Origin of the sequence: Caryophanon latum (genome assembly GCF_001700325.1) — a bacterium.
GTDB lineage: Bacteria > Bacillota > Bacilli > Bacillales_A > Planococcaceae > Caryophanon > Caryophanon latum.
Window position 1 is genome coordinate 1 of the sequence record NZ_MATO01000089.1, and the last position, 24,157, is coordinate 24,157.

Annotated in this window: 24 protein-coding genes; 12 read left to right on the forward strand and 12 right to left on the reverse strand. The window is 41.3% G+C overall.

The annotated features are described in order from the left end of the window. Nucleotides 1-459 precede the first annotated feature (459 nt). The gene (gene scpC, locus A6K76_RS16125) at nt 460-1,980 is read left to right on the forward strand and encodes a succinyl-CoA:acetate CoA-transferase ScpC (protein WP_066466601.1); all 1,521 of its coding nucleotides are present in this window, start codon (nt 460-462) and stop codon (nt 1,978-1,980) included. Between the two features lie 519 nt (nt 1,981-2,499). Here scpC and A6K76_RS16135 read toward each other — a convergent pair. Further along, nucleotides 2,500-2,859 (reverse strand): hypothetical protein, encoded by a 360-nt coding sequence (locus tag A6K76_RS16135; protein WP_066466603.1) that lies wholly within the window; start codon nt 2,857-2,859, stop codon nt 2,500-2,502. A 406-nt stretch (nt 2,860-3,265) separates the two neighbouring features. On the opposite strand from A6K76_RS16135, the gene A6K76_RS16140 reads away from it, so the two are divergent. The 4 genes from A6K76_RS16140 to A6K76_RS16155 all read left to right on the forward strand — a co-directional run bounded on the left by A6K76_RS16140 (nt 3,266) and on the right by A6K76_RS16155 (nt 9,471). Then, nucleotides 3,266-5,140: an LTA synthase family protein gene (locus tag A6K76_RS16140; RefSeq protein WP_066466604.1), complete on the forward strand. Its 1,875-nt coding sequence runs from the start codon at nt 3,266-3,268 to the stop codon at nt 5,138-5,140. A 574-nt stretch (nt 5,141-5,714) separates the two neighbouring features. Next, nucleotides 5,715-5,924: a hypothetical protein gene (locus A6K76_RS16145; protein ID WP_066466605.1), complete on the forward strand. Its 210-nt coding sequence runs from the start codon at nt 5,715-5,717 to the stop codon at nt 5,922-5,924. Between the two features lie 369 nt (nt 5,925-6,293). Next, nucleotides 6,294-7,754: a methyl-accepting chemotaxis protein gene (locus A6K76_RS16150; RefSeq protein ID WP_066466606.1), complete on the forward strand. Its 1,461-nt coding sequence runs from the start codon at nt 6,294-6,296 to the stop codon at nt 7,752-7,754. A 481-nt stretch (nt 7,755-8,235) separates the two neighbouring features. Beyond that, on the forward strand, nt 8,236-9,471 hold the full coding sequence (locus A6K76_RS16155; protein ID WP_066466607.1) for a dicarboxylate/amino acid:cation symporter: 1,236 nt from the start codon (nt 8,236-8,238) through the stop codon (nt 9,469-9,471). 42 nt (nt 9,472-9,513) lie between these two features. Here A6K76_RS16155 and A6K76_RS16160 read toward each other — a convergent pair whose 3' ends face one another. Then, nucleotides 9,514-10,029: a hypothetical protein gene (locus A6K76_RS16160; RefSeq protein ID WP_066466608.1), complete on the reverse strand. Its 516-nt coding sequence runs from the start codon at nt 10,027-10,029 to the stop codon at nt 9,514-9,516. A gap of 358 nt (nt 10,030-10,387) precedes the next feature. Between A6K76_RS16160 and A6K76_RS17240 the strand changes: the two genes are divergently transcribed. Both A6K76_RS17240 and A6K76_RS16170 read left to right on the forward strand, forming a co-directional pair. Beyond that, the gene (locus tag A6K76_RS17240; RefSeq protein ID WP_066466609.1) at nt 10,388-11,221 is read left to right on the forward strand and encodes a methyl-accepting chemotaxis protein; all 834 of its coding nucleotides are present in this window, start codon (nt 10,388-10,390) and stop codon (nt 11,219-11,221) included. Nucleotides 11,222-11,400: 179 nt separating this feature from the next. Further along, nucleotides 11,401-12,135, forward strand: a complete 735-nt coding sequence (locus A6K76_RS16170) for a methyltransferase domain-containing protein (protein ID WP_066466610.1) — start codon at nt 11,401-11,403, stop codon at nt 12,133-12,135. On the opposite strand, the gene A6K76_RS16175 is transcribed toward A6K76_RS16170, so the two are convergent. From A6K76_RS16175 to A6K76_RS16590, 6 genes are all read right to left on the reverse strand, one after another. Next, nucleotides 12,132-12,338 carry a hypothetical protein gene (locus tag A6K76_RS16175; protein ID WP_066466611.1) on the reverse strand — a complete coding sequence of 69 codons (207 nt, stop codon included), beginning with the start codon at nt 12,336-12,338 and terminating at the stop codon, nt 12,132-12,134. The genes A6K76_RS16170 and A6K76_RS16175 overlap by 4 nt on opposite strands. Beyond that, on the reverse strand, nt 12,335-12,820 hold the full coding sequence (locus tag A6K76_RS16180; protein WP_066466612.1) for a hypothetical protein: 486 nt from the start codon (nt 12,818-12,820) through the stop codon (nt 12,335-12,337). Before A6K76_RS16180 ends, A6K76_RS16175 begins: the two co-directional genes overlap by 4 nt. A gap of 210 nt (nt 12,821-13,030) precedes the next feature. After that, nucleotides 13,031-13,294: a hypothetical protein gene (locus A6K76_RS16185; RefSeq protein ID WP_066466613.1), complete on the reverse strand. Its 264-nt coding sequence runs from the start codon at nt 13,292-13,294 to the stop codon at nt 13,031-13,033. Next, the gene (locus tag A6K76_RS16190; RefSeq protein ID WP_066466614.1) at nt 13,261-13,563 is read right to left on the reverse strand and encodes a hypothetical protein; all 303 of its coding nucleotides are present in this window, start codon (nt 13,561-13,563) and stop codon (nt 13,261-13,263) included. Before A6K76_RS16190 ends, A6K76_RS16185 begins: the two co-directional genes overlap by 34 nt. Nucleotide 13,564: 1 nt before the next feature. Continuing rightward, a complete protein-coding gene (locus A6K76_RS16195) occupies nt 13,565-14,110 on the reverse strand; it encodes a hypothetical protein (RefSeq protein ID WP_066466615.1) in 546 nt (181 codons plus the stop codon). Nucleotides 14,111-14,207: 97 nt separating this feature from the next. Continuing rightward, nucleotides 14,208-14,399, reverse strand: a complete 192-nt coding sequence (locus A6K76_RS16590; RefSeq protein ID WP_169818043.1) for a CPBP family intramembrane glutamic endopeptidase — start codon at nt 14,397-14,399, stop codon at nt 14,208-14,210. 308 nt (nt 14,400-14,707) lie between these two features. On the opposite strand from A6K76_RS16590, the gene A6K76_RS16205 reads away from it, so the two are divergent. Beyond that, a complete protein-coding gene (locus A6K76_RS16205; RefSeq protein WP_066466617.1) occupies nt 14,708-15,061 on the forward strand; it encodes a hypothetical protein in 354 nt (117 codons plus the stop codon). A 12-nt stretch (nt 15,062-15,073) separates the two neighbouring features. Further along, nucleotides 15,074-15,409 (forward strand): type II toxin-antitoxin system RelE family toxin, encoded by a 336-nt coding sequence (locus tag A6K76_RS16210; protein WP_066466618.1) that lies wholly within the window; start codon nt 15,074-15,076, stop codon nt 15,407-15,409. Between the two features lie 57 nt (nt 15,410-15,466). Here the strand turns inward: A6K76_RS16210 and A6K76_RS16215 are convergent, their stop codons facing one another. From A6K76_RS16215 to A6K76_RS16230, 4 genes are all read right to left on the reverse strand, one after another. Beyond that, nucleotides 15,467-16,342: a DMT family transporter gene (locus A6K76_RS16215; protein ID WP_066466619.1), complete on the reverse strand. Its 876-nt coding sequence runs from the start codon at nt 16,340-16,342 to the stop codon at nt 15,467-15,469. Next, nucleotides 16,320-17,414 carry a DNA ligase-like domain-containing protein gene (locus A6K76_RS16220; RefSeq protein WP_066466620.1) on the reverse strand — a complete coding sequence of 365 codons (1,095 nt, stop codon included), beginning with the start codon at nt 17,412-17,414 and terminating at the stop codon, nt 16,320-16,322. The genes A6K76_RS16215 and A6K76_RS16220 overlap by 23 nt, the downstream gene beginning before the upstream one ends. Before the next feature lie 185 nt (nt 17,415-17,599). Continuing rightward, nucleotides 17,600-18,316, reverse strand: a complete 717-nt coding sequence (locus tag A6K76_RS16225) for a DUF3784 domain-containing protein (RefSeq protein WP_066466621.1) — start codon at nt 18,314-18,316, stop codon at nt 17,600-17,602. A 59-nt stretch (nt 18,317-18,375) separates the two neighbouring features. After that, complete coding sequence (locus tag A6K76_RS16230) at nt 18,376-20,076, reverse strand: methyl-accepting chemotaxis protein (RefSeq protein WP_066466622.1); 1,701 nt, start codon at nt 20,074-20,076, stop codon at nt 18,376-18,378. A gap of 547 nt (nt 20,077-20,623) precedes the next feature. Between A6K76_RS16230 and A6K76_RS16235 the strand changes: the two genes are divergently transcribed. The 3 genes from A6K76_RS16235 (at nt 20,624) to A6K76_RS16245 (ending at nt 23,840) form a co-directional block, all read left to right on the forward strand. Further along, nucleotides 20,624-20,857: a hypothetical protein gene (locus tag A6K76_RS16235; protein ID WP_066466623.1), complete on the forward strand. Its 234-nt coding sequence runs from the start codon at nt 20,624-20,626 to the stop codon at nt 20,855-20,857. 169 nt (nt 20,858-21,026) lie between these two features. Then, entirely contained in the window at nt 21,027-21,239 is a 213-nt protein-coding gene (locus A6K76_RS16240; RefSeq protein ID WP_066466624.1) for a hypothetical protein, read from the forward strand. Between the two features lie 21 nt (nt 21,240-21,260). Beyond that, complete coding sequence (locus A6K76_RS16245; RefSeq protein WP_066466625.1) at nt 21,261-23,840, forward strand: immunoglobulin-like domain-containing protein; 2,580 nt, start codon at nt 21,261-21,263, stop codon at nt 23,838-23,840. The last annotated feature ends 317 nt before the right edge of the window (nt 23,841-24,157 follow it).

Genomic DNA, 24,157 nt, shown 5'->3' on the forward strand with positions numbered 1-24,157 from the left:
AGCAACTTTTATACGTCAACCCCAGCTTACGGTGATGAACCAAAAATAGGTTTAATCGAAATTTTATTCTTAATTTTTCTGTCTTGTGCAATAAACTTCTCTTTTTTGTCACAAGTAAGGAACATTATGAGTGTAGAATAATAATTTATTGAAAATACAATAAGGAAATGACTGTAAAAACAATAGTAAAATTGTTGTTATATAATAGCTGGAAATTAGATATACCAACATGTTCAGCGTTTTTAGTATAAAAAATGAATAGAATTCTCGAAAAATATATATTTTTGTAGAAAAATATGTATTTTTACTCACACATGTTGTAAAATATGAATTAGCAATAAAGTTAAATTTTGTAATTTACATAAGGTTGATGTAAAAAAATAGTTCGCCATTTTTAGGTGAACTGCATAGGTAGTGCAGCATAAAATGTTTGTCAATTAATGGATGGGGGCAATGTTTATGGAAGAGTTAATTCAACAAAAGTTACGTCACGTCGGTTTACGTGACAAAATTGTAACAGCAGAGGAAGCAGCATCATTTATTCAAGATGGTATGGCTTTAGGTATGAGTGGTTTTACGCGCGCAGGTGACGTAAAAGTTATTCCGACAGCGTTAGCAGAGCGTGCGAAAGAAGCGCATTTCCAAGTAGATGTGTATACAGGGGCGTCAACTGGTCCTGAAATCGATCACGTAATGGCAGAAGCCGGCATCGTGCGTCGTCGTGGTCCTTACCAAGGTGCAGCGGCAATGCGTAAACGTGTAAACGAAGGCTCTGTTTTATACGCAGATGCTCACCTTTCACATACGCCGGAGCTTGTACGTCAAGGCATTTACGGACCGCTTGATTTCGCGGTTGTCGAAGCATGTGCAATTACAGAGGACGGCTATTTAATTCCAACGACGTCTTTAGGTAACGCACCAATTTTCGTGCAAGAAGCGAAGGAAGTATTAATCGAATTAAACGTGGCACATACAGATGCTTTAGAAGGTATCCACGACGTGTATGTACCGAAACACTGGGGTAGTCGTGAACCAATTCCACTAACGAAGGCGACAGATCGCATCGGCACAATTGGTATTCCACTTGATATTAATAAAGTGCGCGGCATCGTCATTACAAATATTCCAGACGTTCCATCGCCAATTACACCGAGCGATGAAGAGACGGATCAAATGGCACAAAATTTAATTAACTTTTTACGTGATGAAATTAAAGCAGGTCGCTTCACGGAAGACTTACCACCGCTTCAAGCAGGTGTTGGAGCAGTCGCAAACGCGGTGCTTCGCGGCTTTATCGATTCAGAATTTACAGATTTAGAGTTATATTCAGAAGTAATGCAAGACTCGATGTTTGAGCTAATGGATGCAGGCAAAGTAAAAGTAGCATGTGGTGCATCGATTACGCTGTCAGACGGCATGAGCGAAACTGTATTTTCGAACTTCGAGCGCTATGCGAATAAATTAATTTTACGTCCGCAAGAAATTTCGAATAATCCAGAGCTTATTCGTCGTTTAGGCTTAATCGCAATCAATACAGCGATCGAAGCAGACATTTACGGCAATGTGAATTCGACACACGTATGTGGTACGAAAATGATGAACGGTATCGGCGGCTCAGGTGACTTTGCACGAAATGCACGTTTAGGTATTTTCGTAACGAAATCGTCTGCGAAAAACGGCGACGTATCGTCAATCGTGCCAATGGTTTCTCATCACGACCATACAGAGCATGACGTGGACGTACTCGTAACAGAGCAAGGCGTTGCAGACTTACGCGGGCTTAGTCCGAAAGAGCGCGTCGCTGTTATTATCGACAAATGTGCGCATCCAGATTACAAAGATCAATTATGGCAATATTACCAAGATGCATGTGCAGTAGCGGGTAACCACCACTTACCACACGATTTAGAAAAAGCATTTTCATGGCATACACGCCTTATGAAAACAGGCTCGATGAAGCAGCAAGTAACAGCAGAATAAATGAATGAAGGGCTGCGCTACACGTCGAATTTTGACAGTAGCGCAGCCTTTTTCATGTGAATGAAACTAAATGCAGCATCGTTCGTATAAGTAAGTATATAGAGGGGGATGGAAATGTATAATGCGAACGAGGCTCGAAACGATAGGCGGACTTCAGCGTGACACGAAAGGTTCAAGGAAGGCAATGCCACGTCCATATTGCATTGTCTTCTTGCCTCCACGCCTGGGAAAAAAGCTTGCCGCGATGTGGAGAAATAATAAAACACTCAACACCGTATATATAGAGAGATTGAACTTTTGAATATGACATGAGGAAAGCATTGTTCTGACGTGTTGGAACAAAGGCTCAATTCGTCGCGTCCATGCGACAACGCCTTTGTGACCAACATCATGTTGCTCTCCGCGAAAAGCGTCCGCCGAAACAAAAGAACGGTACAATATTAAGTTCAATGTATATAGATGTATTGGCACAAATACATAAAAACCTAGAAAGCAGCTCGCCATCTAGGTTTTCAGTCGTTACATTTTTTGATTTTCGCGCGTAATTTGCTTGTTTTTTTTCTTTAACAGCTTGAATAGACGATCGAATGACGCAGTGTCTTCTTCCTCAAGCATAATCGAGTTCGGATCATGTACGGCGACGTAGCTGCTGCTTTGATATTCCATAATTTCTGGTGTCATAAAACGTGCGTAGCCAGGGCGCATACCAGGACCTTTCGTATCGATGCGAATAATGTCTGCGATTGGAATGTGCTTCACGCGTGGCTTGACGTGATAAAAAATCCAAAATGACTTGACGCCTTTACATTCGATAATGAGCTCGTCGTCCGTTAGCGTTACAATGTAGCCGCCATTTCCTACAAATTCAAATGTTTCCATTGTATGATGCCTACCTTTACTGGAATCGTATATTCCCATTGTAATAACAGTATAACAAATACACAACGAAAAGCGCTGAAATTATTAAACGGAAAACGGTGAATGTGGTGACAAAAAGCACTTATTTTGTTCACAAACAGAGCGTTATAAAAAACGCGCATATGATGAAGAAATAAGCGAGAAATGCGGATTTTGTACAAATTATGTGACGGACAGGACGGCGCACTAATTTTTAGAATTTCGTGGCAAAACTTTTTATTCCTGTTATTGCGCAATATATGGTAGTATAAGAAATTGAGATTCCTAAGAAACTTAACTCGTCGGCAAGCGTCTATATGAAAGAGAAGACATGACATAAATATACGTAGTAATTTAGAGGAGAAATGAGGAACGTTTTGTGAATAAGATGAAAACATATGCCATTTTACTAATCGCGATTATCGCAGTTTGGGTAAAAACTGTGGCGATTCATCTCTTAAGCTTTGATTTGGGGATTGAAACGTTTACGCAGCAATTAATTTTATGGTTAAGCCCACTTAGCTTTTTATGTATTGTGTTTGGCTTTGCATTTTTATTTAGAAAGGCAAAAGCTCGTAACTGGTACATTTTAACGGCGATATTCGTATTGGATTTAATTTTATACGGTAACGTCGGCTTTTATCGATTTTACACGGACTTTGTGACGATCCCAGTATTATCGCAAACGAGTAACTTCGGCGATTTAGGCGGTTCGATTAAAGAAATTTTAGCATGGTCAGATGTATTGTTCTTCATCGATTTCTTCATCGTGTTAATTGCGGTGAAAATGATGAAGGAGCAAGAAGATACGTTAACACATCGCAAACGTTTTATGTTAGCGAGCATGGCGGTTGCTGGACTTGTATTTGCGACGAACTTATTTTTTGCCGAGCAGGAGCGTCCAGATTTATTAACGCGTAGCTTTGACCGTTTAATTTTAGTGAAAAATTTAGGAATATATAATTATCATTTATACGATGCGTACACACAGACGAAAGCGTCGACGCAGCGTGCAATGGCAGATAGTGATGAATTAATTGAAATTCAAAACTACGCAACAGCGAATAAAGCTAGCATTAATGAAGATATGTTCGGCAAATATGAAGGCCGCAACGTCATTTTCGTATCGATGGAGTCGCTGCAAAGCTTCGTCATTAATGAGGAAATGAACGGACATGTCGTAACGCCGTTTTTAAACTCATTAACGCAAGATCAAGATACGTATTACTTTAGTGACTTTTACCACCAAACAGGCTTAGGTAAAACATCGGATTCTGAATTTATTGTAGAAAACGGATTTTTAGGTAGCGGTAACGGTGCAGCATTTTTCACGAATGGTGAAAATACGTACACATCATTATCGCAGCGCTTAGGCGAAAACGGTTATTACACGAGCGTTATGCATGCGAACAACAAGTCGTTTTGGAATCGCGACCGTATGTACCAATCACTGAACATTGATCATTTTTATGACGTCGATGCTTACACGATTGGTGAAGGACAAAGTGTAAGCTGGGGCATGAAGGATATTCCATTTTTCGAGCAATCAGCACAAATTTTAGGGCAAGTGGAGCAACCGTTTGCGACGCGTTTAATTACGCTAACGAACCACCATCCATTTGAGCTAGAAGAACAAGACAAGCTTATTCCAGAGTACGATTCAAATTCGGGTACGTTAAACCGTTACTTCCAAACAGTACGCTATATGGATGAATCGTTAAAAGTATTTTTTGAGCAGCTAAAAGCAAATGGTGTATACGATAACTCAATTATCGTAATGTACGGTGACCATTATGGTATTTCAGAGCTACATCATAAAGCGATGGCGCAATATTTAGGTAAGGAACAATTAACGGCGTATGATCATGCATTATTGCAATCAGTGCCGATGTTCATTCATATTCCTGGCTCAAATGATGGGAAAGAAATTGCAACGACTTCAGGCCAAATGGATTTACGTCCAACGATTTTACATTTACTCGGCATTAGTACAGCATCAGATGTTGAGTTTGGTAACGACCTGTTCTCAGAGGAGCATCCAAACTTCGTGCCATTCCGTGATGGGCGTGTCGTAACGAGCGACTACGTATATACGCAAGACGTGTGTTACGATCGTGCGACAGGTGAGGAAACGACAATCGATGTATGTGCCCCAGCGATGGAGCGTGCCGCATCGGTTATGCATTATTCAGACCAAATTATTTCGATGGACTTATTGCGTTTCTTTGAGCAAAATTACGAAACGTCACATCAAAAAGAATAACGGATACGGATTCAAAAGACGATTTGTTTTTTGAATCCGTTTTTTTGTTTGCAATAGAGTATGTTTTCACTGGCGCGTAGTCGGTGCACAATTTCGAAATAACGTCAGATCCGTTAGCTATTTTTATACCGTGAAATACATTGTTTTTAGCAACTAAGCTGAAATAAATGCTTTATATAAATGGCAGGTAGCGTGCGGCGAGACTGCTTAGGAAAAAACGTAAATCGCAAAGTTTTGAGGAACACTATACGAGTTATCGCCCTCATGACTAACATCACGTTTGCCGCCGAGCCCCTAGGAGATTTATGTGCGACGGGTAACCGCAGGAGCACCGCGAGCCGCCGATTAATAGACGAATTCACACGCTTGTTGCTTTATATGAGTTAGTATACCCGACTATATGAGTAAAAATGCTATATTGTCGCAACCTTTAAACAATTTTTACATATTTGTTACAATCGCTCGTAAGCTACGTAAAATGCAACATTTTTTTATATTGCTTTTAACTGATAAATGCTATAATTAATCAGTAATATAATGGCTTTAAAAAATCTCAATGTATATAAGGTGGATTATGATCACAATAACGAATGTGCAATTAGCAGAGCTTTATATGCTATATCGCAATCGCAAAAAAGCATATAAAGAGATGAAAAGTTCTTCACTAGAAAGTTTAAATGCGTATTTATCATGCGAAAAAAATTTACAGCTCGTGAAGTTAGAGATGAGTCGCCGTGGATTGACGAAAAAAGAGATGAAAGATTTATATAAGGAAGTACAGTAAGTGAACGGTCATTATGAAGCCGATGCTGCTTTCTTATGCGTAACGGTAATGCATCGGTTGAATAACGTTAGGTGATTTACATGCGAATGTGTGTAAATCGCCTTTTTTATTTGTATTTTAATAGCATTAAAGTTTTAGTAATATAGAAAAGTTTAACAATTCAAAAAAGTGTGTATAATAGTAAAAGAAACCGACCTTATGCGATTTTTGAGAGTAAGGGAGGTACATATTATTTGCTTTCTGAGTGAAGAAAGCTAGTGTATGTATAATGCCCATAAAATGAGACAATAAAATTAAAAATGAAGCGAGGTGAACATTCTGCTATACGTTAGGGCATGAATGTTTTTTGGCGAATAGCAGAGCAATGTCGTGAATGTAAAACAAATTCAATCTGTAGAAGTAGCGAAAAAGAACAAGACAATTTTTGCGGTATACTTTATTGCGAATAGCTTAGGATTAATTGTACAGTTTATTAACGGTAATGCATCGCTCGGTATTGTGCTAGGCATCGCGATACCGATTACGCTTGTAGCAGCAGCGTTTTACATGCAGATGAAAAATGAAAAATGGGTGCGTTACTTCCCATATATTGCGGTATTCTTTTTAGCAATTACGAATTTATCTGCCATTTTGAGTCGCGGCATTTCATTGCTGTCGATTATTATGCCGGTTCTCATTTTAGTGCTCGGTAGCTTACCAGCAATTACGGCTACATATGTATTTTCACTCGTACTTTCATTAGCGTTAGTCGTATACCAGCATACAATCGGCTTTCCAACAAATATCGGCCTTGTATCGAACTATTATTTAATGTTTACACTGATTGCTAGCGCGCTGTTTATGCAAGTGAAACAGACAGGTAAGCTATTTCAAAGGGTGGACAACATGCTCGGGCAGTCCGAGGAAAATCGATTAAAGGAAATGCAACAGGCACAGCATTTAGAGCATGCGGTGACGGACATTACGTCGAACTTACAGCATATTAAGCAGGCGACCGACGTGACGATTACAGCGCAGCAGCAAATGCTACAAGCGGCAGATGAAGTAAATGACGGGGCGACGCTGCAATCTCAGCACGTTAACGAAATTGTTGAGCGCGTTACATCGACGGCGCATGAAGTGAAGCAAATGACGGTGGAATTAGACGTGTTGCTAGAGCAAGCGTTACAAGCAGAAGATCGCGCTGCACAAGGTCAGGAAAATATGGGCATGATTAAAACGGAAATGGAGCTATTCCATGAGTTTTTCATCCAATTTAATACGACGTTTAAAATGTTGACGACGCGCATCGCTGAAGTTAATACGTTTTCAGAAGATGTAAAGGAAATTGCGGCACAAACGAATTTGCTCGCATTGAATGCATCGATTGAGGCTGCACGAGCAGGTGAGGCAGGAAAAGGCTTCTCAGTCGTAGCAGAGGAAATTCGTAAGCTTGCTGATATGACGGCGCATACGATGGTACAAATTGACGGCAACTTACATGCGGTCAATGAATTTACGAGCGAGGCGCTGACGAATTTACAACGCGGCATTGACAACATTTCAAAGCAAACGGAAAAAACGGATAAGGCGACGATGATCTTCACGACGCTATATACGGAAATGATGGACATGCAGCAAAGTGTAGCAGCGTTCCATCAGCGCGTTAAAGAAATTCACGCGCATACGGACGGCATTTCCGACAGTACAGGTACATTTGCTCACGTCATTGAGCGCAACACTGCGGCCATTGAACAGCTCAGTGCGACGCTAACGAGCTTGACTGAGGAGCATATGAATACGTCAAACGTCATTACGAATACTTATGAGCAGGCGAAAGCAATTATATAGTTTTTATAGCATCGCTTTCATCATAACGATTAATGAATGAAGACCATTCGCCACATGCGGATGGTCTTTTATAATATCAGGTCTGTTGATTAGCCATTTTAATGGCTAATCAACACGCGTGATATGAGAGTTTTTTTATTTTTTTAATATAATTTTAATGAGGTGTATGAGCTGAATTGTTCGCATCATTTTAAAATTATTGCTGTAGTAAAAGTTGAAGAATACGAATAGTTAATGTTCGAAAAGTAGAAGAAATTGTAACGATTTGTCACGTTACACTGCCGATTTTCTGACGATTGCTTGGCAAAAACGTTATTTTTCTGTATAATAAATTGTTACTTATGCAATATTTTCATGTGTTTTGTAATATTTATGTAACGATTGCATGAAAACGCATTATACTATTAGTAACTAGTGTAAAAAAGCTCGTTCTTGCTTTTTTATGCTGTAACACGAAAAAATAACTTAGGAGGTTGAACGTATGAAATTAGCAAAGTATATTTTATTTGCGCTCGTGCTCGGTGCAGTAACAGGCGTACTTATTAACTTGTTTGCAAGCGATTACTTTAGCACATTGGATTCATATTTATTCACACCGCTCGGAACAATTTTCTTAAACTTAATTAAAATGCTAATCGTGCCACTTGTGTTCTTCTCAATTGCGGTTGGGGTAGCGAACATTGGTGATCCGAAGAAGTTAGGTCGTATGGGTAGCCAAACGCTTATTTTCTTCTTATCTACAACGGCGATTGCCATTACATTAGGTATTATTTTTGCATTATTAATTAAGCCAGGTGTTGGCGGTAATTTTGACACGTCAGGCTTAAGCTATGAGGCGAATGAAGCACCACCAGTATCGGAGACATTACTCGGTATTATTCCAGCAAACCCGATTCAAGCAATGGCTTCTGGTGATATGCTCGCGATTATTTTCTTCGCGTTATTTATCGGAATCGGTGTAGCAGCGTTAGGCTCAAAAGTCGAAACATTTAAACGTTTCTTAGAGCAAGGTAACGAAATTATGATGTATTTAGTTGGGCTTGTGATGATGTTTGCGCCGTTCGGTACGTTCGGTTTAATCGCATCAGCAGTCGGCTCACAAGGCTTCAGCGCAATTAAGGCGATGCTTTTATACATGCTAGTTGTTATTCTTGTACTTGTCGTGCACTTCTTCGTTGTGTATGGCAGTGCGATGAAGTTTTTAGGGAAGCAAAACCCAATTCACGTTATGAAAATGTTTATTCCTGCGATGACCGTTGCATTTAGTACATCAAGTAGTAGTGCGACGTTACCAGTAGCGATGAACATTGCACAAGAAAAGCTCGGTGTACCGAAGCCAATTAGCAGTTTCGTACAGCCACTTGGTGCAACGATTAACATGGACGGAACGGCGATTATGCAAGGGGTTGCGACAATTTTCATTGCGCAAGTGTTCGGCGTTGATTTATCTGTACAAGAAATGATCATCGTTGTATTAACGGCAGTGCTTGCGTCAATCGGAACAGCAGCTGTACCAGGAGCGGGCTTAATTATGCTTGCGATGGTATTAGAGGCAGTAGGTTTACCAGTAGCAGGTATTGCATTAATTATCGGTATTGACCGTTTACTTGACATGTCACGTACACTTGTTAACATTACAGGTGACTTAACATGTGCGCTTTACGTAGCAGAGAGCGATCGTAAACGCGAGGCGAAATTAGCTGCGAAACAAGCATAAAAAAGAGTGCTAGAGAAAATTTTCTCTAGCACTTTTTGTTGTTTAAAAAAATGAAATGATGAGCAGTACGAGCGTAATGACCGTTAAGCCACTATATAGCCATTTTGGCAACGTCCAAAATTTCAGCCAGCATACGGCACAAATGAGCGCATTAATGACGAGTGCAATAATGAGTAGTACCGTATTGCTAAGCGGTAAAAATAACGTCATGTTTAGCAGCACGAGACCGAGTGATGCAACGATGCCCTCTTTTGCTGTTTTGCGATGCAGCACGAGCAGTACCCCGACCATAAACGATACGAAAATAACGCTCATTTCCTGCGGCGTTAAATAAAGCACGCTATTGAGCATGAGTAGCGTGAATGCGGTCATCGCAGTTAAGCCGATTGCATGTTTTGCGAACTGCTTCCACAGCACTAAAAAGAGCGAGAACATAAATACGATAAATGATGAAAATAACCATTCTTGACCTTCTTGCTTCGTGGAGAAGAAATACAATAAAAACATGAAGATGGGGGTAGCGGCGTACGTGAAAATCCATAATGCGTACTTTTTCAAAACAATTCCTACTTTCACAATATAAGTTCGCCTTTTATTTTACGCTTTTTTGCTTCGTAAATGTTGTAAAAAATATAAAAATACGTGAATGATTATGGGCTTTTTTGGGAATGATATAAAGGGACAGTCTGTTGATTAGCTATTTTTATACAGCTGAATTGCTTGTTTTTAGTAGCAACACGGAGATGAACGCTGCATTTTAGTGGCATGGAGCGGGTGCCGAGCCCCAGGAAAGCGAGCCACCATACGCGAAATGCCAGTTTAATGGCTAATCAACACGCTTGATAAAGGAGTACAAAATGAACAAAGGAAAAAACGCAATACATACGTTTATTTGCTACTGGAGGGGGAAGCTTTTATGGCTCAACAAGATGTAATTCAAGCATTTGTAACAATCGCACCGTACTTAAATAAACTGTTAAACGACGACGTCACAATCGGCGTATATGACACGAGCAAGTTGCTCATTAACGTGCCTGGAAAAACGTTCGATTTAAACGTTCGAACTGGGCAGCCGTTAGTTGAAGGTGATGCGATTACACTCGCGATTCGTCAAAATAAGGAAGTGTCGATTATCGTACCAAAGGAAGTATTTGGCTTTCCGCTTGCCGCACATGCAATCCCGCTTCACGATGAGACAGGGCGCGTTATTGGTGGTGTAGGCGTCGGAACGAGCTTAGAGAAGGCGCATAAGTTATTTGAAATGGCAGAAAGCTTCTCGTCGATCGTCGAGCAAACCGCAACGACAGTCGGACAAATTAATACGTCGATTGACCAGCTATCAGGTCGCGTCGAAAATATGACCGAATCGATGCATGACGTCAGCACGAGCGCGGGTGAAATTGGGCAAATTTCAGCAGTCGTAAAAGGCATTTCAGATCAAAGTAACTTACTCGGCTTAAATGCGGCGATTGAAGCAGCACGGGCAGGCGACCACGGAAAAGGCTTTGCAGTCGTAGCAGACGAAGTACGCAAGCTTGCGACGAATTCGAAGGAAAATGCAGATCAAATTAACAACATTACGCGAAACATTCAGCAGCTGCTCGTTACGTTGAACCAATCGTTTAGTGAAATTAATTCATTGACGAATACACAAGCTGGTGCAATGGAGGACTTTACAGGGACGATGCAAGAAATTAATTATCAAGCGCAGCAGCTCGCAAAGTTTGCGGAAAATATGCTCGTGAAGTAAACGTAAAAAAGGTGGGAATCAATGAAGATTCTCACCTTTTTTGTGCATTTTTTAAAGAAGACATGCCTCTATCTACATCCTATCAAAAATTGAATTATAAGTCTATTTCTTTTTAATTGTGAATGCGATAATGAAGTTGCGCAAATGATTCATAACGTTATGAGGAAACGAGACGGAACATGAAACAAAATATTTATGACAACGATTGCTTTTTTCAACAGTATCAACAAATACGAGCACGACAAAACAATTACAATCGCCTATTAGAGCAGCCTCACTTCATTGCACAGCTACCGGCATTACATGGCAAAGCGGTGCTAGATATCGGCTGTGGGGCAGGAGACTTTGCGGCGCATTGTGTACAGTACGGCGCTATATATGTAACGGGCGTCGACATTTCAGCAAATATGATTGAGCTTGCAACAAAACGGCATACACATGAGAAGCTACATTTTAAGCGCGTTGCTTTCGAGGAGATGACGGTGCAAGATGAATCATTTGACGTCATTACATATGAGGAGGAGACAATCGCTTATACGTATTTTACGGAGCACATTCGCTTTGAGCGAGCGAAGCAGTACGATGCCATTTACATCGTTGGCTTTAGCGTTGGTGCGACTGTTGCGTGGCTTTGCAGTACGGAGCAAGCGATGACGAAAGTAGTTGGCTGCTACGGCTCGCGCATTCGCCAATATACACATGTTGTGCCGACTGCAGATACGCTCTTATTGTTTGCGGCAAACGAAGCGTCGTTTCAGCCGGAGCATATACAACGTGACTTAGCTGTTCATGCGCATGTATCTGTTCAGCTTATCAATGCGGCACACGGCTTTATGGATCCGTTTTCGACTGCATACAATGAGCGCGAGGCAACAGCAGCATTCCAACATATAGTTCATTACATTTCATGTTAGTCATTGGCACGACATTGAAATGAATAGCTGTTTGTGAGCGCATCGGTCATTGTTACATCGTATGTGCCATGTTGCTCCTCACATTTGGCAACGAGCGTGTCGATTTCTTTGTCATGGAAATAACGAGAAGATGCTACGACAAACGAGCTCGTCAATAGCGCCGTTGCACAAATGGAGGCTACAATTGTTTTGTTGTTTTTCAATATAGGGATTTCCCACCTATTTGTGATTTCGTCATTGTAGATTGAACGAGTTTTGCGACGTATGAGCCATATGCCATTTTCGCAAATTCTTCGTCATAGTCACCTTGATCGGCAAGCATCGTTTTTTCAAATTGTTCTAAATTGACAACCGCTTCTGCAAGCTTTTCGTAATCCGCATACGTTACAGCTGCTGAGAAAATGTCCTGCTCCTTTGCTTTTTCAAAATGTGCTTTCGAAAGGTCCGCTTGTGTTAACAAATACGCTTCGTACGTGGCACCTGCTACAAACAAGTCGTCCTCCTCAATCGCACGCTGAATCGCTGCATCAAAATCCGCTTCACTTAAATCGGCTGTTGCCTGTTCGATATGCTCTGATTCTGTCGCCCCTAATTCAACGCCAAAAGCGCTCGTTTCTTCTGTAGAACTGCAAGCGGTTAACGTTAATGTCGCGCCTATTAAACATATACCGATAAAATGTTTCATTGTACATCATCCTTTTTCGCTCTTTACTATAACTTACGGTTGCTAAGTCCGCCTCTCGTTACAAGCAACGTTTATGCGTCAACTTGAACTTGCAGTGAAGAGCATCCTTTCTTGAAATTGTACCATTAATCGGTAATTTATAAACAATAAATAACATTATTGTTCGTGAAAAGGGAGCTGATGCAAAGAATCATATGAGCAACTAATAGATCAAGCGGATGTGCGAATTTTTTCATCAAATGATAGCGGCTTGTCGACGAACTTTTTTTGTAAAGGGGTAAAATGGTGCTTTAACAATAAGCGACATAAATGTTTCGCTAACGGCTTGTATTTGTTGTCGATTTTGAGTTCAGAGTCTGTCGGCATCGTCCCGCCAACATTTGTATCATTACCGAATTCGTCCAAGCTTGCAAATTGCCAAGCGTCATTGACAATTGCTGCTACTGGTGCAAGACGGCTAATAAGAATGAACAACCCGCGACGATCTTCATCATAATATAATGCCCGTCTTGCTCAATCATTTTTGCAAACTGGTCCGTCCAACAAACAATTTGAATGTACGATGCATAGCCACAGCCAAAATGATCGTTTGACACGTTGTAGCGAATGTTTGCCTGAGCTATGTCGTCGAGCAATGGTTGTAACGATTTCTCAAGTAGCCCATCATCCTGCGCTACATAAGGGTGTCGGTCACTCGCGGGTTCTCTGCGAATCATCGCCTTTAGCTGTTGTTCTGTAAACATATTACATTTCCTCTAAATGTCGTTGTAGTGCTTCTTTATACATCGGTGAAATCGGAATGTCGTTGTCGAGTATGAAGGAGGCGAACTGCTGAAAGCCTTGTCGAATCGCTTCTTCTACGACCTCCTTTTGCAGCGGCGCACTCGTCACCATCTTTTTCGAACGGCTAATTAAATGGTCATCATCGCCCCATATGTAATCGACATGAACGTATTGCAACGTATAGTCATGTTGATGAATGATGTCTAAATCGCTAAGTGCGCTATCTAAAAATAAAACGTAATGCTTGCCACGATTTTTCGTTGCACCGAGTAGTTGATTCCACGTACCGTATGCGTCGGTCGTTGTGTTTTCGTAAAATAGTTCCCCGTTTATCGATAGTTGAAAATGTGCGTCAAAATATGTGTCATCTGCTTGCCAATTGACATTTTCGATAGCCATTTCGACAGCTTTTTCATCAGTTAACAAAATGCTAATTTCTTCGCCAGTGATATCGGGTAGCGGAAATCCGTTTTCAAATCGTGGAATCGTCATTTGTATTGTTAGCAATCGTGACACCTGCTTTCTTCGTGTTTAGACTCGATTGATTGAAAAAGAACAGCAAAGGCAATGGACGTCCGAGCTGTTCTTTAATACATATTCGTTTTTAAATCGAAAGTTCCTTCTTTTGTATAGATGGCATCAATACAAGCTTCGCATCAATGATAAAATGCAATATGATCGGCAGTAGCAATGAGCCGCTTGCGATATAAATGTTAAACAGTGCATAGCCTGCGATGCCTGTTGCGAGTATCCCTTTCCACCCTTGATAATAGTGTGCTAGTCCGATGTAATTCACGCATCGCCTGTTCGAAGCAGCTTTCGATTTCGAATATGTTCGCGTCTTCGTTAAATGCCGCGAGCTTAAAGAGGGCAGGGGATTCGTCAAGCAATGCTAAACGTCGATGTGCCCAAGCGATATAATCCGCAGTGGTGATCGATTGCTGCTGCATATGGTAGGCTAGTTTTTCCATGTTCGTCGCTCCTTTATTTTTTGTGTATTTGCAAGTTTGTCTCCGCTATAACGCATTACTTTACATGATATAAAGCATCATATATTATGTAATATATAACGATTAATCAAACGTATATTAGGAGGCTTTTATTATGAGAGCAACGGAATCACAAAAATTTGGGATCGATCAATTAGTTGCCGCTTCTGAAGCTGCTAGAAACTTTGCGACTTTACGAAAAAGTGCGAAAATAGCTCCACGTCTAATTTTAGAAAATAATAAGCCAGACTCCGTCATTATGTCTATCGAAAGCTATCAACATATGCAAAATATTATTATGCAATTAGAAGAAGAGTTATTCGAGCTTCAAACACGTATGCGTATCGAAAATGTTGAAATAAATGGTGTCGAAAAACAAAAATTCGAGGATTTCGCGACTGATGAAGATCGAAAAATCGTTCAAGCTGCGATGAAATGGGACGTATCAGATGAGGACTTATTTGAATAGGAGTCGTCAAACATGTCACAACTAAATCATCTTTTTCCGAAATTATATTTTTGGAAGGAAGCAGAGAAAGATTGGCACAAATTGGATGGTAGTCAAAAGAAATTCATCGCTAAAGGCTTGCTTCGTATTCAAGAAAATGGCGCAAATATAGGTGAAGAATTAGGCAATAAAAAAAATTCAAATTTATGTGGTTATCGCAAGCTTAAATTTAAAGCAAATGGACTGAGAATTGTATATAAAATCGTGGATAACGTCATTGAAGTTGCTGAAATTATTGTTATTGGCAATCGTGCAGATGCTGAAGTTTACGACACCGCTCAAAAACGAATTTTGAAAAAAGACAAATGATTAAAACGGCTGCTTGAAAGGTCAGTACGATACTTGACTATTCGAACAGCCGTTTCTTTATGCCGTTTTCCTCGACCGCATCGGCTCATACATTGTATACACAATGCCGCCGAAAATGAGCGCCATGCCGAACAGCTGCCACATGTCGGGACGGAAAGATAAAATGAGTACGTCGAGCACGATCGCCACGAGTGGATCGACGAATACGAGCACCGATACCACAATTGTCGATAAGCTGCGCACACTATCGAAAAATAAATAGTACACAAAACCGGTATGAATGAAGCCGGTCGCTAAAATGTACGTCCAGTTCGATGTCGTCAAGCCGCTAAACACCGTAAAGTCGCAAAACGGCGCAAGCATGACGATGCCGACTGTCGTTTGAATAAACGTTAACGCATACGATGATAAATGCTGTATCGTTTTACTCGTAATCATCGTCAGCGCGTAAAAGCAAGCCGATAAAAACGCCCAAACGAAGCCAGAATTTAGTACGGCGTCAATGCTGCCGAGCTCATCAAAGCCAACGATTAATACGCTACCGAAGAAGCAGCTCGCCGTCGCAATAATCGCGCCAATCGATAAATATTCTTTCAAAAACAGTGCGCCAAACAGTAAGACGAAAATGGGGGCGATGTTGTAAATCGAAATCGCGACAGAAATCGCCATTTCCTCAAACGCTTTAAATAAAAACACCCAGTTGAGCACTAAAAAGACGCCGCAAAGCACGGTGCGCAGTAGCTCCTGCTTTTCCCATTTTTCCGTTTTATAGCGCTTCGTTAATAGCCAAAGCCCACCTAAAAACACCGTCGCGCAAATGCAGCGCACAAACACAAGCTCGATTGCTTCGATGCCCGTTTGTCGCGTGAAAAAGCCAATGGAGCCAAAAAGCGCCATCGACAGTGCGAGCTTAATCATCGCAGAATAGTTCATGTTGCTCCTCCAGTTGTACGTGTAGTGCAAGCGATGCGCGTGCATACAAATGTGCATCGTCACGTCGCAAAAAGCGCTGCACCCATTCCTCATACAGTGTACGCTGTAACGCCACCTCATGCAACGTCGATCGTCGCGCCTCCTTTTTGTCACGCAGTTCATGCGGGGCCGTGTAGTCGATGCCATAAATAAGGCGCAAATATTCACGACCGCGCACAATCATACGCGTCGTCGGCTCAAGCGTCTCGACAATTGCCCCGACAACGCCAAGCTCCGACCATTCCGTCCAGCGAGCAATTGCCTCCATTTCGTCAGCTTCCGTTTCAATGAGCATATGCGGCACGTCCACAAATGGCGCAAATGCCGCAAGCTGCTTCGCAAAATCGATATGCGTCGTCACCGGTGCGTCGAAAAACGTTTCGCGGCTTGTTGCTACGAGCTGAAGCGGCGCAATTTGAATCGTCCGCGCATCAAATGACCAATGATAATTGTGGAGCGTCGCCTCAAAGCAAATCGCATTGCGAAAACGCTCCGTATAAACGTCCTTCAAATGCGGTGGGGCAAGCTGTAGCTCCGCGTGGCGTGCCGCAATTTCGTGTTCCGCAAACGTTAATACAGCTGCCACGTCATATTGCAGCGAATACGGAGCGATGATCGCCTCAAATAGCACAAACTCCGCATCGCTAAAATAACCGAGCGCACGTAACGCTTCATGCACGCTTTCAACAATTTGTGCCTCTAGTGCCGCATTGAAAAACGGCGCACCTGCTGCATTCGTAATCGAGCCGAGCACGTCACGTTGTAAATAAGCGTTGCCACATGCTGCATCTTTTGAGACAAAAAACAAAGCGCGATGCCCGTTTGCGTGCTGGCGCATTACAAGTGGCATTTGTCGCTCGCCGAAGTACGCAAACACATCATCTATATGCTCTACGTGATCGGAGTTAGTTGCAACTGGCGCCTGGAAAAATGCAGGAAGCGGCGTCATCGTCAGTTGCTCGGCAAACGCAGTGTCTAGTTCATACGGCGTGTTATGTATGTAAATCACATTTCCTTCTAATCGAACGTTCATCGATTCACCTCATGCAATTGTTTTTTTCTATTATCTCACAAATGCGGCTCTTCACAATAATTTAAAGTTGCTTTTCACGTGGAGGTACTTGTTTCGAGCAACTTTTATGCGTCAACTCCAGCTTACAGTAATGAACGACAAATGCACAAAAAAACCGACTCCATTTAAATGAAGCCGGTCAATAATTATTTTTCGATATGCATCTCCATCGTGTCATACAACTCGTTCGTATCCTGTGCGTTTTTAAAGTTCACGTAATACAGCTTGTCGTTTGCGGTAAACGTAATGAACGGTGGGGCGCTTTTGTCGACGAATAAAATCGCCTTGTCGCCATTTTCAAACTTGAAATGACCTTTTAAATCAGAGCCGACTGCCGAGCCGTTCGTGCGCAGTGAAATCGCAGGTAGCTCGTTGACAAGCTGCACATTTTCAAGCTCGTCCCATGCGAATGTGTCGCCGTACATGCCTTCGATCGTCAGCGTGTCGTCCGTCGTTAATACGCTCGTTTCTTGCGTTGAGAAGTATAGTAAAATGGCGACGCCGACGAATGTTACGACGAGAATGATTGACGCCACTTTGTTTTTGCGCTTACTGTTTGATACGTTTTTAGAATAGCGGCGCGAGTAAATGGAAGCGCCGATTGAAAACGCGACGAGCAGTAAAATGATTGTCGGCACGAGCCAGTCGATTTCTTGCCAAGTGGCGATGCCTAAGCCGGCAATACAAGCTGCGACAACATATAATATAACCGCCGTCGTTTTGCTAAGCCCATTAATATCGACTTTTTGTTGATCCTCTGGTGATAATGTGTTGTAGCCCGAAATTAAAAAATGCCATTTTAAGTTATGAATGCCGAATGATAAAACGCATAAAAAGATGGCAACGATAAATAATGCAATCATAAAAAAGCCCCCTATCTTATAGCTATTATACGATAAGGGGGGAGAAAAAGATTCAGTTTTTACGGGCGCGGCGCATCGTCGTCTACAGTAAACCGCTCAGCAATGCGATCTTGTTCTGATGCGTGCTTCGTCAGCGTCGAGGACATATGCTCAAGCTCTGTAATCGTCGCACGCACGTCTTGAATTTTCGTCGATACTTCCTGTAGCTCGGTCGACTCATGCCCGATCGCCTCAGCAATTTCAGTGACCGAAGCAGACACTTCCTGCGCAGATGCCGAAAGCTGCTCGGTAATAGCCGAAACGTCACTAATTTCATCTTGCATTGTATTGATCGCATTCGAAATGTCGTTAAACGTTGTGCCTGCTTGATGAATCGTTTCAACACCTTCTGCAACAGAGGCGTTGTTTTTCACAATCGATTGCTCCATCGCATATGTCGCCTGCTGAATTTGTTCAATAATAGTACGAATTTGGCTAGCCGAAGCGTTCGATTGCTCAGCAAGCTTGCGAACTTCATCGGCCACGACCGCGAAGCCTTTACCAGCCTCACCAGCACGCGCCGCTTCAATTGCAGCATTCAACGCCAGTAAGTTCGTTTGATCCGTAATGTCTGTAATCGCTTGTACGATAACTGTAATTTCAGTCGATTGCTGGGCGAGCTGCTGAATTTGCGTTGTCGTTTCGTCCGCATGCTTTGAAATTTCGTCCATTTTCAGCGATACGTCGGAAATGGCATTTTGCCCTGTAGAAGAAAGCTGCACAGAATGCATCGCCTGCTCCTGTAAATGCTGCGTCGCCTCGGCAATTTTTTGAATGCCCATTGCGGTTTCATCCATCGCAATCGAGCAGTCATTCGCCGTCGCACTGTTGCGATTAGCAAGCTGCAGCACGTGGCTAACGCTCGATTCGATATCCTTTGATTGCTCCGTCGTTGATTCGACTGTCTCGCTCATGTTGGCAACAGAGTGATGTACGTTTAATGAACTTTGCTTTAATGTCGAAATAACTTGCTGCAACGAATGTTTCATCGAGTTAAACGACGTAGAAAGCAAGCCGATTTCGTCCTTTGAAGTTGGGACGTCAGGAATTGTCAGCTGCCCGTCTGCTACGAGCTTCACCGATTCATTTAAACGCGTCAATGGAATGGTAATGACGCGGCGCATATAGTACAGCACGAATACGATCGTTACGACAATGATCGCTACGAGCACGAAGCTTAAAATAATCGTTAATGTCGTATCACGCGCATTCGCCGTTGTAGAGTTTTCAAACACTTGCACGAGCCCCGATTCAAATACTTTTGCCGCGTCGGTTACAGCAACGGTTACGTCCTCACCGTCAAGCTGAAATAAAGATAGCGCCTCCGCATCATTGCCTGCTTGCTTTTGCTCAATAACGTCCTTCATGAGCACATCATATTCCGCAAATGCATTTTGCAAATTGCCAACGACTGCGCGTGCCTCGTCCGTTTTCGCTGTCACAATGACGCTATCTATGAGCGAGCGCAAATTTGTCATCGTTTCCTCATATGCAGCAAGGTTACTATCATCTGCTACTAAATAGCTTTGCATGTAATACGTCGCACGAATGCTGTCGCTTGAAATACTCGACGCATTTTCTAAAACGGGTAGTAACGAATCAATCGTGGACGTATACGAATTATCTACTTTATTAAGCTGATAAATAAATGTTCCGCAAATGATGAGAACAAATAATAAAATAGTGCCGAAAGAAATGATCATACGTTTATTAATCGACATACATTAAACCCCTTTCTAAAATGGTAAATACTTTATTAATATCGGTCTATGTCCATGTTTATTATGCAGAAAATTCTAAAATATTGCTATTTAGGCAATTGTGAATGATGTATTTTTTTTATTTATAAGGTCTATAGTCTTGTTTTGTGACATGTAAACATACAAGGCATATTTCTTTTTGCTGATAAAGGCAACCAAATTTGTTGGGTTTAACGACAGGACGTTCATAAATAGCTCTTCATTGGTTAAGATTTCATAATTTTATGCGTTTTACTTTTAGCATTAAATTGGTGAGAGTGAAGCGATACCATCGAATCCATAATCGAAAGTTACAAGCAGTTTCTCATAAATGTGTGTAGCGTAACATGTAAACGACAATTATTTTAGTTCCGTATTTTTTTTCTTTGTTACATTAAACAAAACCTCATCGAAAGGAGCAAGCACGTGTCACATATTTTCCGATTCCACACGACGCTAAGCTTGTAGGAATTGCAATGATCCCTTGACGTTTCTTGCAAGCTTAGCTTCTTTCAAGGGAGTGGATGTTATGATGAAACGTACACGCGCTTATACGCGACAGCAACGACAGCGAGCGATTCGCAAAAAGCTCGACATTATCCAGCGCATTTTGCATGTAGAGCGCCTGCCGATTGTGGGGAAGCTTAGTAAAGGGAAGGTGCATTGCTCATGTAACGTATGTCGCTACGAGCAGCGTTATCGTATTCCTAAGGCGAAGGAGCACGCTCTTTGGCAAGCACATCAGCAGCAACTAAACGAATGATATGGAAGGAAGAATTAAGGATTTTCACGAACACGTAACTATTCAATAACGACAAAAGCTGTGTCGCGAAACATGCGGCACAGCTTTTTATCGTTATAATCCAATTAATAGAAAAAATGAGATGAACTAGTGGTATTCCTGTATAATGATGTTCAAGGAGGTGAATGAAATGGCTAAATGCGCGAACTGTCAACAGAAATGGTCGGCAAAAGATGTGCTAGCAATTGCGTTTTCAAAGGACGGGAAAGCATGTCCAAACTGCAACGAGCAGCAATACATCGCATCGAACATGTTAAATATGATGACCGTATTAGGATACATTAGCATCGTATTCATTGTTCTATTTCCGTTTCTCATTAAGCTGAGTAGTAAGAAAGAGTAAAACAAACAAGGAGGAAAACAGATGAAACAAAAACTATGGATGAGTGTGATCGTCGTGCTACTTGCCGCGTTTGCTGGCATGAGCCCGACGCATGCACAACAAACGTTTGAAATGAAAACCGCAGTCGATCCAGCAAAAGCATGGACGATTGAATTTAGTGAAGCGGTGAATCCTTTAACAATTACACCAGTCAGCTTTGAAATTAATCGAGACGACGGGACAATGCAAGAACTTGAAAGGGTGACATACAATAAAGAACTTACGGAAATGACGGTTACAACTCAAAACGATTATGCACCAGGCATATACAGCATTACTCTTACAGAAGAAGTGAAAGCAAAAAGCGATAACCGCCCATTAACGGAAGCGGTAAGCATGCAATTTCGAGTTGCTTCTGAAGTGTACGACGAAGCGGGTACATACGATTTGCAAGGAAAAACGATTGCAGGCGACGTTCTGATTAAAGCGGACGGCGTAACGTTAAAAAACGCAACGATTACAGGTGACCTTGCGATTGATGAAGCGGTAGGTAGTGGCGACGTAACGCTTGATGAAGTAACGATCAAGGGCAACGTATACGCAAAAGGTGGCGGCGAGAATACGGTTTTCTTTAATAGCGTAGACGTCAAAGGCGCACTGATTGTTCAAAAGCTAGATGGCAAAATCCGCATTTTAGCAACAGGTGCCACTGAAATTGCGGCAACCGTATTACAAAGCGGTGCGATTCTCGTGGATCAATCGTTAACAGGTGGCGTTTTTGAACAGCTAACGATTCCTGCAAGCTACATTGCCGACCAGCCAATCGTAATTGATGGAAACATTTCTACATTAACGGTTGAGGCGAACAAACCAAACATTACAGTGAACGGACACATCGACGAAATAAAAGCACCTGACAGCCTTATTATTAAAGGCGACGTTATAATCGGTGAGCCAGAACCGACGACAATTTTTGAGGCGATTGAGCAAATGTTCCTTGGCAACAATAACGACGCAAGCTACGTAAGCGACAAGCTGAACTTACTAACATCGCACGCGAACTTCCCGAACAAAACGATTGTATGGACAACAAGCAGTGACGCCGTTAACGTAGCAACAGGTGACATTATGCGCGGCGATGATGACACACCTGTAACACTTACAGCAACAGTAGATGGTGAATCAAAAACGTTTAACATTAACATTTTGTCAAGAAACATTATGGAAGTTGACAAAGACGGCAACGATATCCGCTTCGCACCAGGCTACCCGAAAGTACGTATTGTCAATGGTATGATTCATGTCGATGTGAAGACAACTATGCGAACAAAAATTTACTGGGTTGTAGATTCTGGATTTGAAGGAAGTGAATTGACGCGTAAAAGTGTAATAGGTGGTTATGCAGAAGACCCAGATATAATATTTCAAACGTATGCATGGGCAAATGTTGAAATAGAGGCAAATGAAGTCACATCTTTTAACACAGGACGAGCACTTCGAAATAGCGCGAAAGAAATTCGAATTGGTTTTGTAGTGAGTGACTTATATGATAAAGAAATTGGAAGTGTAGTATTAAAGCATATTCAATTTTCTCCTTTAAAAACATATGATGATACAGCACCACATGTTATGTTAGTCAATACTAATAAAGATAGAAATAAAATATATATGCATTTTAGTGAACATACAGAAGTTAATAATCTCAAAGTAGAAGATTTTAAATTATCAAATGGAAGCATAACAAGTATTGAGAAACATTATAACTATGAAGATATGAAACAGCCTCCTTCATATATTGAATTGAATGTAACTGGTGTTAATGTGGGAGATACAATTTCATATAATGGAACGGGAATTACAGATACATCTATTCATAAACATTTGTTTTCTCCAATGAATGGGCAAGATAAATATCACATAAATTCAGGTGAAATAACAATTGATCGAGTGAGTGTTGGACATGATGCCAAAAATCTAAGCATTGACGTAGTTGCAGGTATTAATCATAGAGAATCAAGTAATCAACTAACAGTAGAAGATTTTTCAATTACTACAGAAATTGGTGTGAAACAACCGACGAGATTGATTACAAGTAAAGGGATAAATTTTAATCGTTACACTTTAATGTTTGATGAAAGATTACAATTAAATGAAGCATCTGCGGTCACGATTCATTTTAATAAACCAAATCTTGTGAGTTATAGTTTTGATGTAATAAATACAACATTAACAAAAGGTATAACAGAAGATTTTAGTAAAATTGTAGACACAACTCCTCAAAATATTGTGTATAGGAAAGAGGATGGAGAATTTCATTTAACTTTTGATTCACAAATGAAATTCCGTTATGAGCAATACACAGGTGGCTTTATTGTAAAAGTAGACGGTGTAGAATATGCATTACGAGGGTTTTTAATATATGCATCTGAAAATACATTAAGGATTGATTTATGGAGAGAGCGCAACGATCAATATGTGAAAAAATTATATGAGCGATTAAAAAATGCTACGTCTGTAGAAATTAAATATAGTCCATTACATGGGGATAACTTTGGACAAATATCTGATGTAGGTGGCTCCCCATTATCATCATTTGATTATGAGGATGTCACATTGTATTAAAAATAAAGGTCGATCTTCCAAAATGGAAAATCGACCTTTACAAATGTTGTGTAAAACTTGTAGTATTTTCTAATAGATTATGAAAGTTCACTTGTTTTTTATTGTCATGTATAGGGTGAGTGAAATTTAGAATGCGAACGAGGCTCGAAACAAGAGGCAGACTCCAACGGGAAAAGCGTGAGCGCGAGACTAAAGGCTCGAGCCACGCCCACGGAAAGCCTGCCTCGGTGTGGAGAGCCGATTAACAAAGCACTAAAATATATTCACAATCTATATCACTAGTGTCGCATTAAAATAATTTAATGCGTTAAATCGAA

Excerpts from the sequence above, each read along its gene's own strand:
- scpC (WP_066466601.1), top strand. The coding sequence starts at position 460 with ATGGAAGAGTTAATTCAACAAAAGTTACGTCACGTCGGTTTACGTGAC.
- A6K76_RS16135 (WP_066466603.1), bottom strand. The coding sequence starts at position 2,859 with ATGGAAACATTTGAATTTGTAGGAAATGGCGGCTACATTGTAACGCTA.
- A6K76_RS16140 (WP_066466604.1), top strand. The coding sequence starts at position 3,266 with ATGAAAACATATGCCATTTTACTAATCGCGATTATCGCAGTTTGGGTA.
- A6K76_RS16145 (WP_066466605.1), top strand. The coding sequence starts at position 5,715 with ATGATCACAATAACGAATGTGCAATTAGCAGAGCTTTATATGCTATAT.
- A6K76_RS16155 (WP_066466607.1), top strand. The coding sequence starts at position 8,236 with ATGAAATTAGCAAAGTATATTTTATTTGCGCTCGTGCTCGGTGCAGTA.
- A6K76_RS17240 (WP_066466609.1), top strand. The coding sequence starts at position 10,388 with ATGGCTCAACAAGATGTAATTCAAGCATTTGTAACAATCGCACCGTAC.
- A6K76_RS16170 (WP_066466610.1), top strand. The coding sequence starts at position 11,401 with ATGAAACAAAATATTTATGACAACGATTGCTTTTTTCAACAGTATCAA.
- A6K76_RS16180 (WP_066466612.1), bottom strand. The coding sequence starts at position 12,820 with ATGAAACATTTTATCGGTATATGTTTAATAGGCGCGACATTAACGTTA.
- A6K76_RS16190 (WP_066466614.1), bottom strand. The coding sequence starts at position 13,563 with ATGTTTACAGAACAACAGCTAAAGGCGATGATTCGCAGAGAACCCGCG.
- A6K76_RS16205 (WP_066466617.1), top strand. The coding sequence starts at position 14,708 with ATGAGAGCAACGGAATCACAAAAATTTGGGATCGATCAATTAGTTGCC.
- A6K76_RS16210 (WP_066466618.1), top strand. The coding sequence starts at position 15,074 with ATGTCACAACTAAATCATCTTTTTCCGAAATTATATTTTTGGAAGGAA.
- A6K76_RS16215 (WP_066466619.1), bottom strand. The coding sequence starts at position 16,342 with ATGAACTATTCTGCGATGATTAAGCTCGCACTGTCGATGGCGCTTTTT.
- A6K76_RS16220 (WP_066466620.1), bottom strand. The coding sequence starts at position 17,414 with ATGAACGTTCGATTAGAAGGAAATGTGATTTACATACATAACACGCCG.
- A6K76_RS16225 (WP_066466621.1), bottom strand. The coding sequence starts at position 18,316 with ATGATTGCATTATTTATCGTTGCCATCTTTTTATGCGTTTTATCATTC.
- A6K76_RS16230 (WP_066466622.1), bottom strand. The coding sequence starts at position 20,076 with ATGTCGATTAATAAACGTATGATCATTTCTTTCGGCACTATTTTATTA.
- A6K76_RS16235 (WP_066466623.1), top strand. The coding sequence starts at position 20,624 with ATGATGAAACGTACACGCGCTTATACGCGACAGCAACGACAGCGAGCG.
- A6K76_RS16240 (WP_066466624.1), top strand. The coding sequence starts at position 21,027 with ATGGCTAAATGCGCGAACTGTCAACAGAAATGGTCGGCAAAAGATGTG.
- A6K76_RS16245 (WP_066466625.1), top strand. The coding sequence starts at position 21,261 with ATGAAACAAAAACTATGGATGAGTGTGATCGTCGTGCTACTTGCCGCG.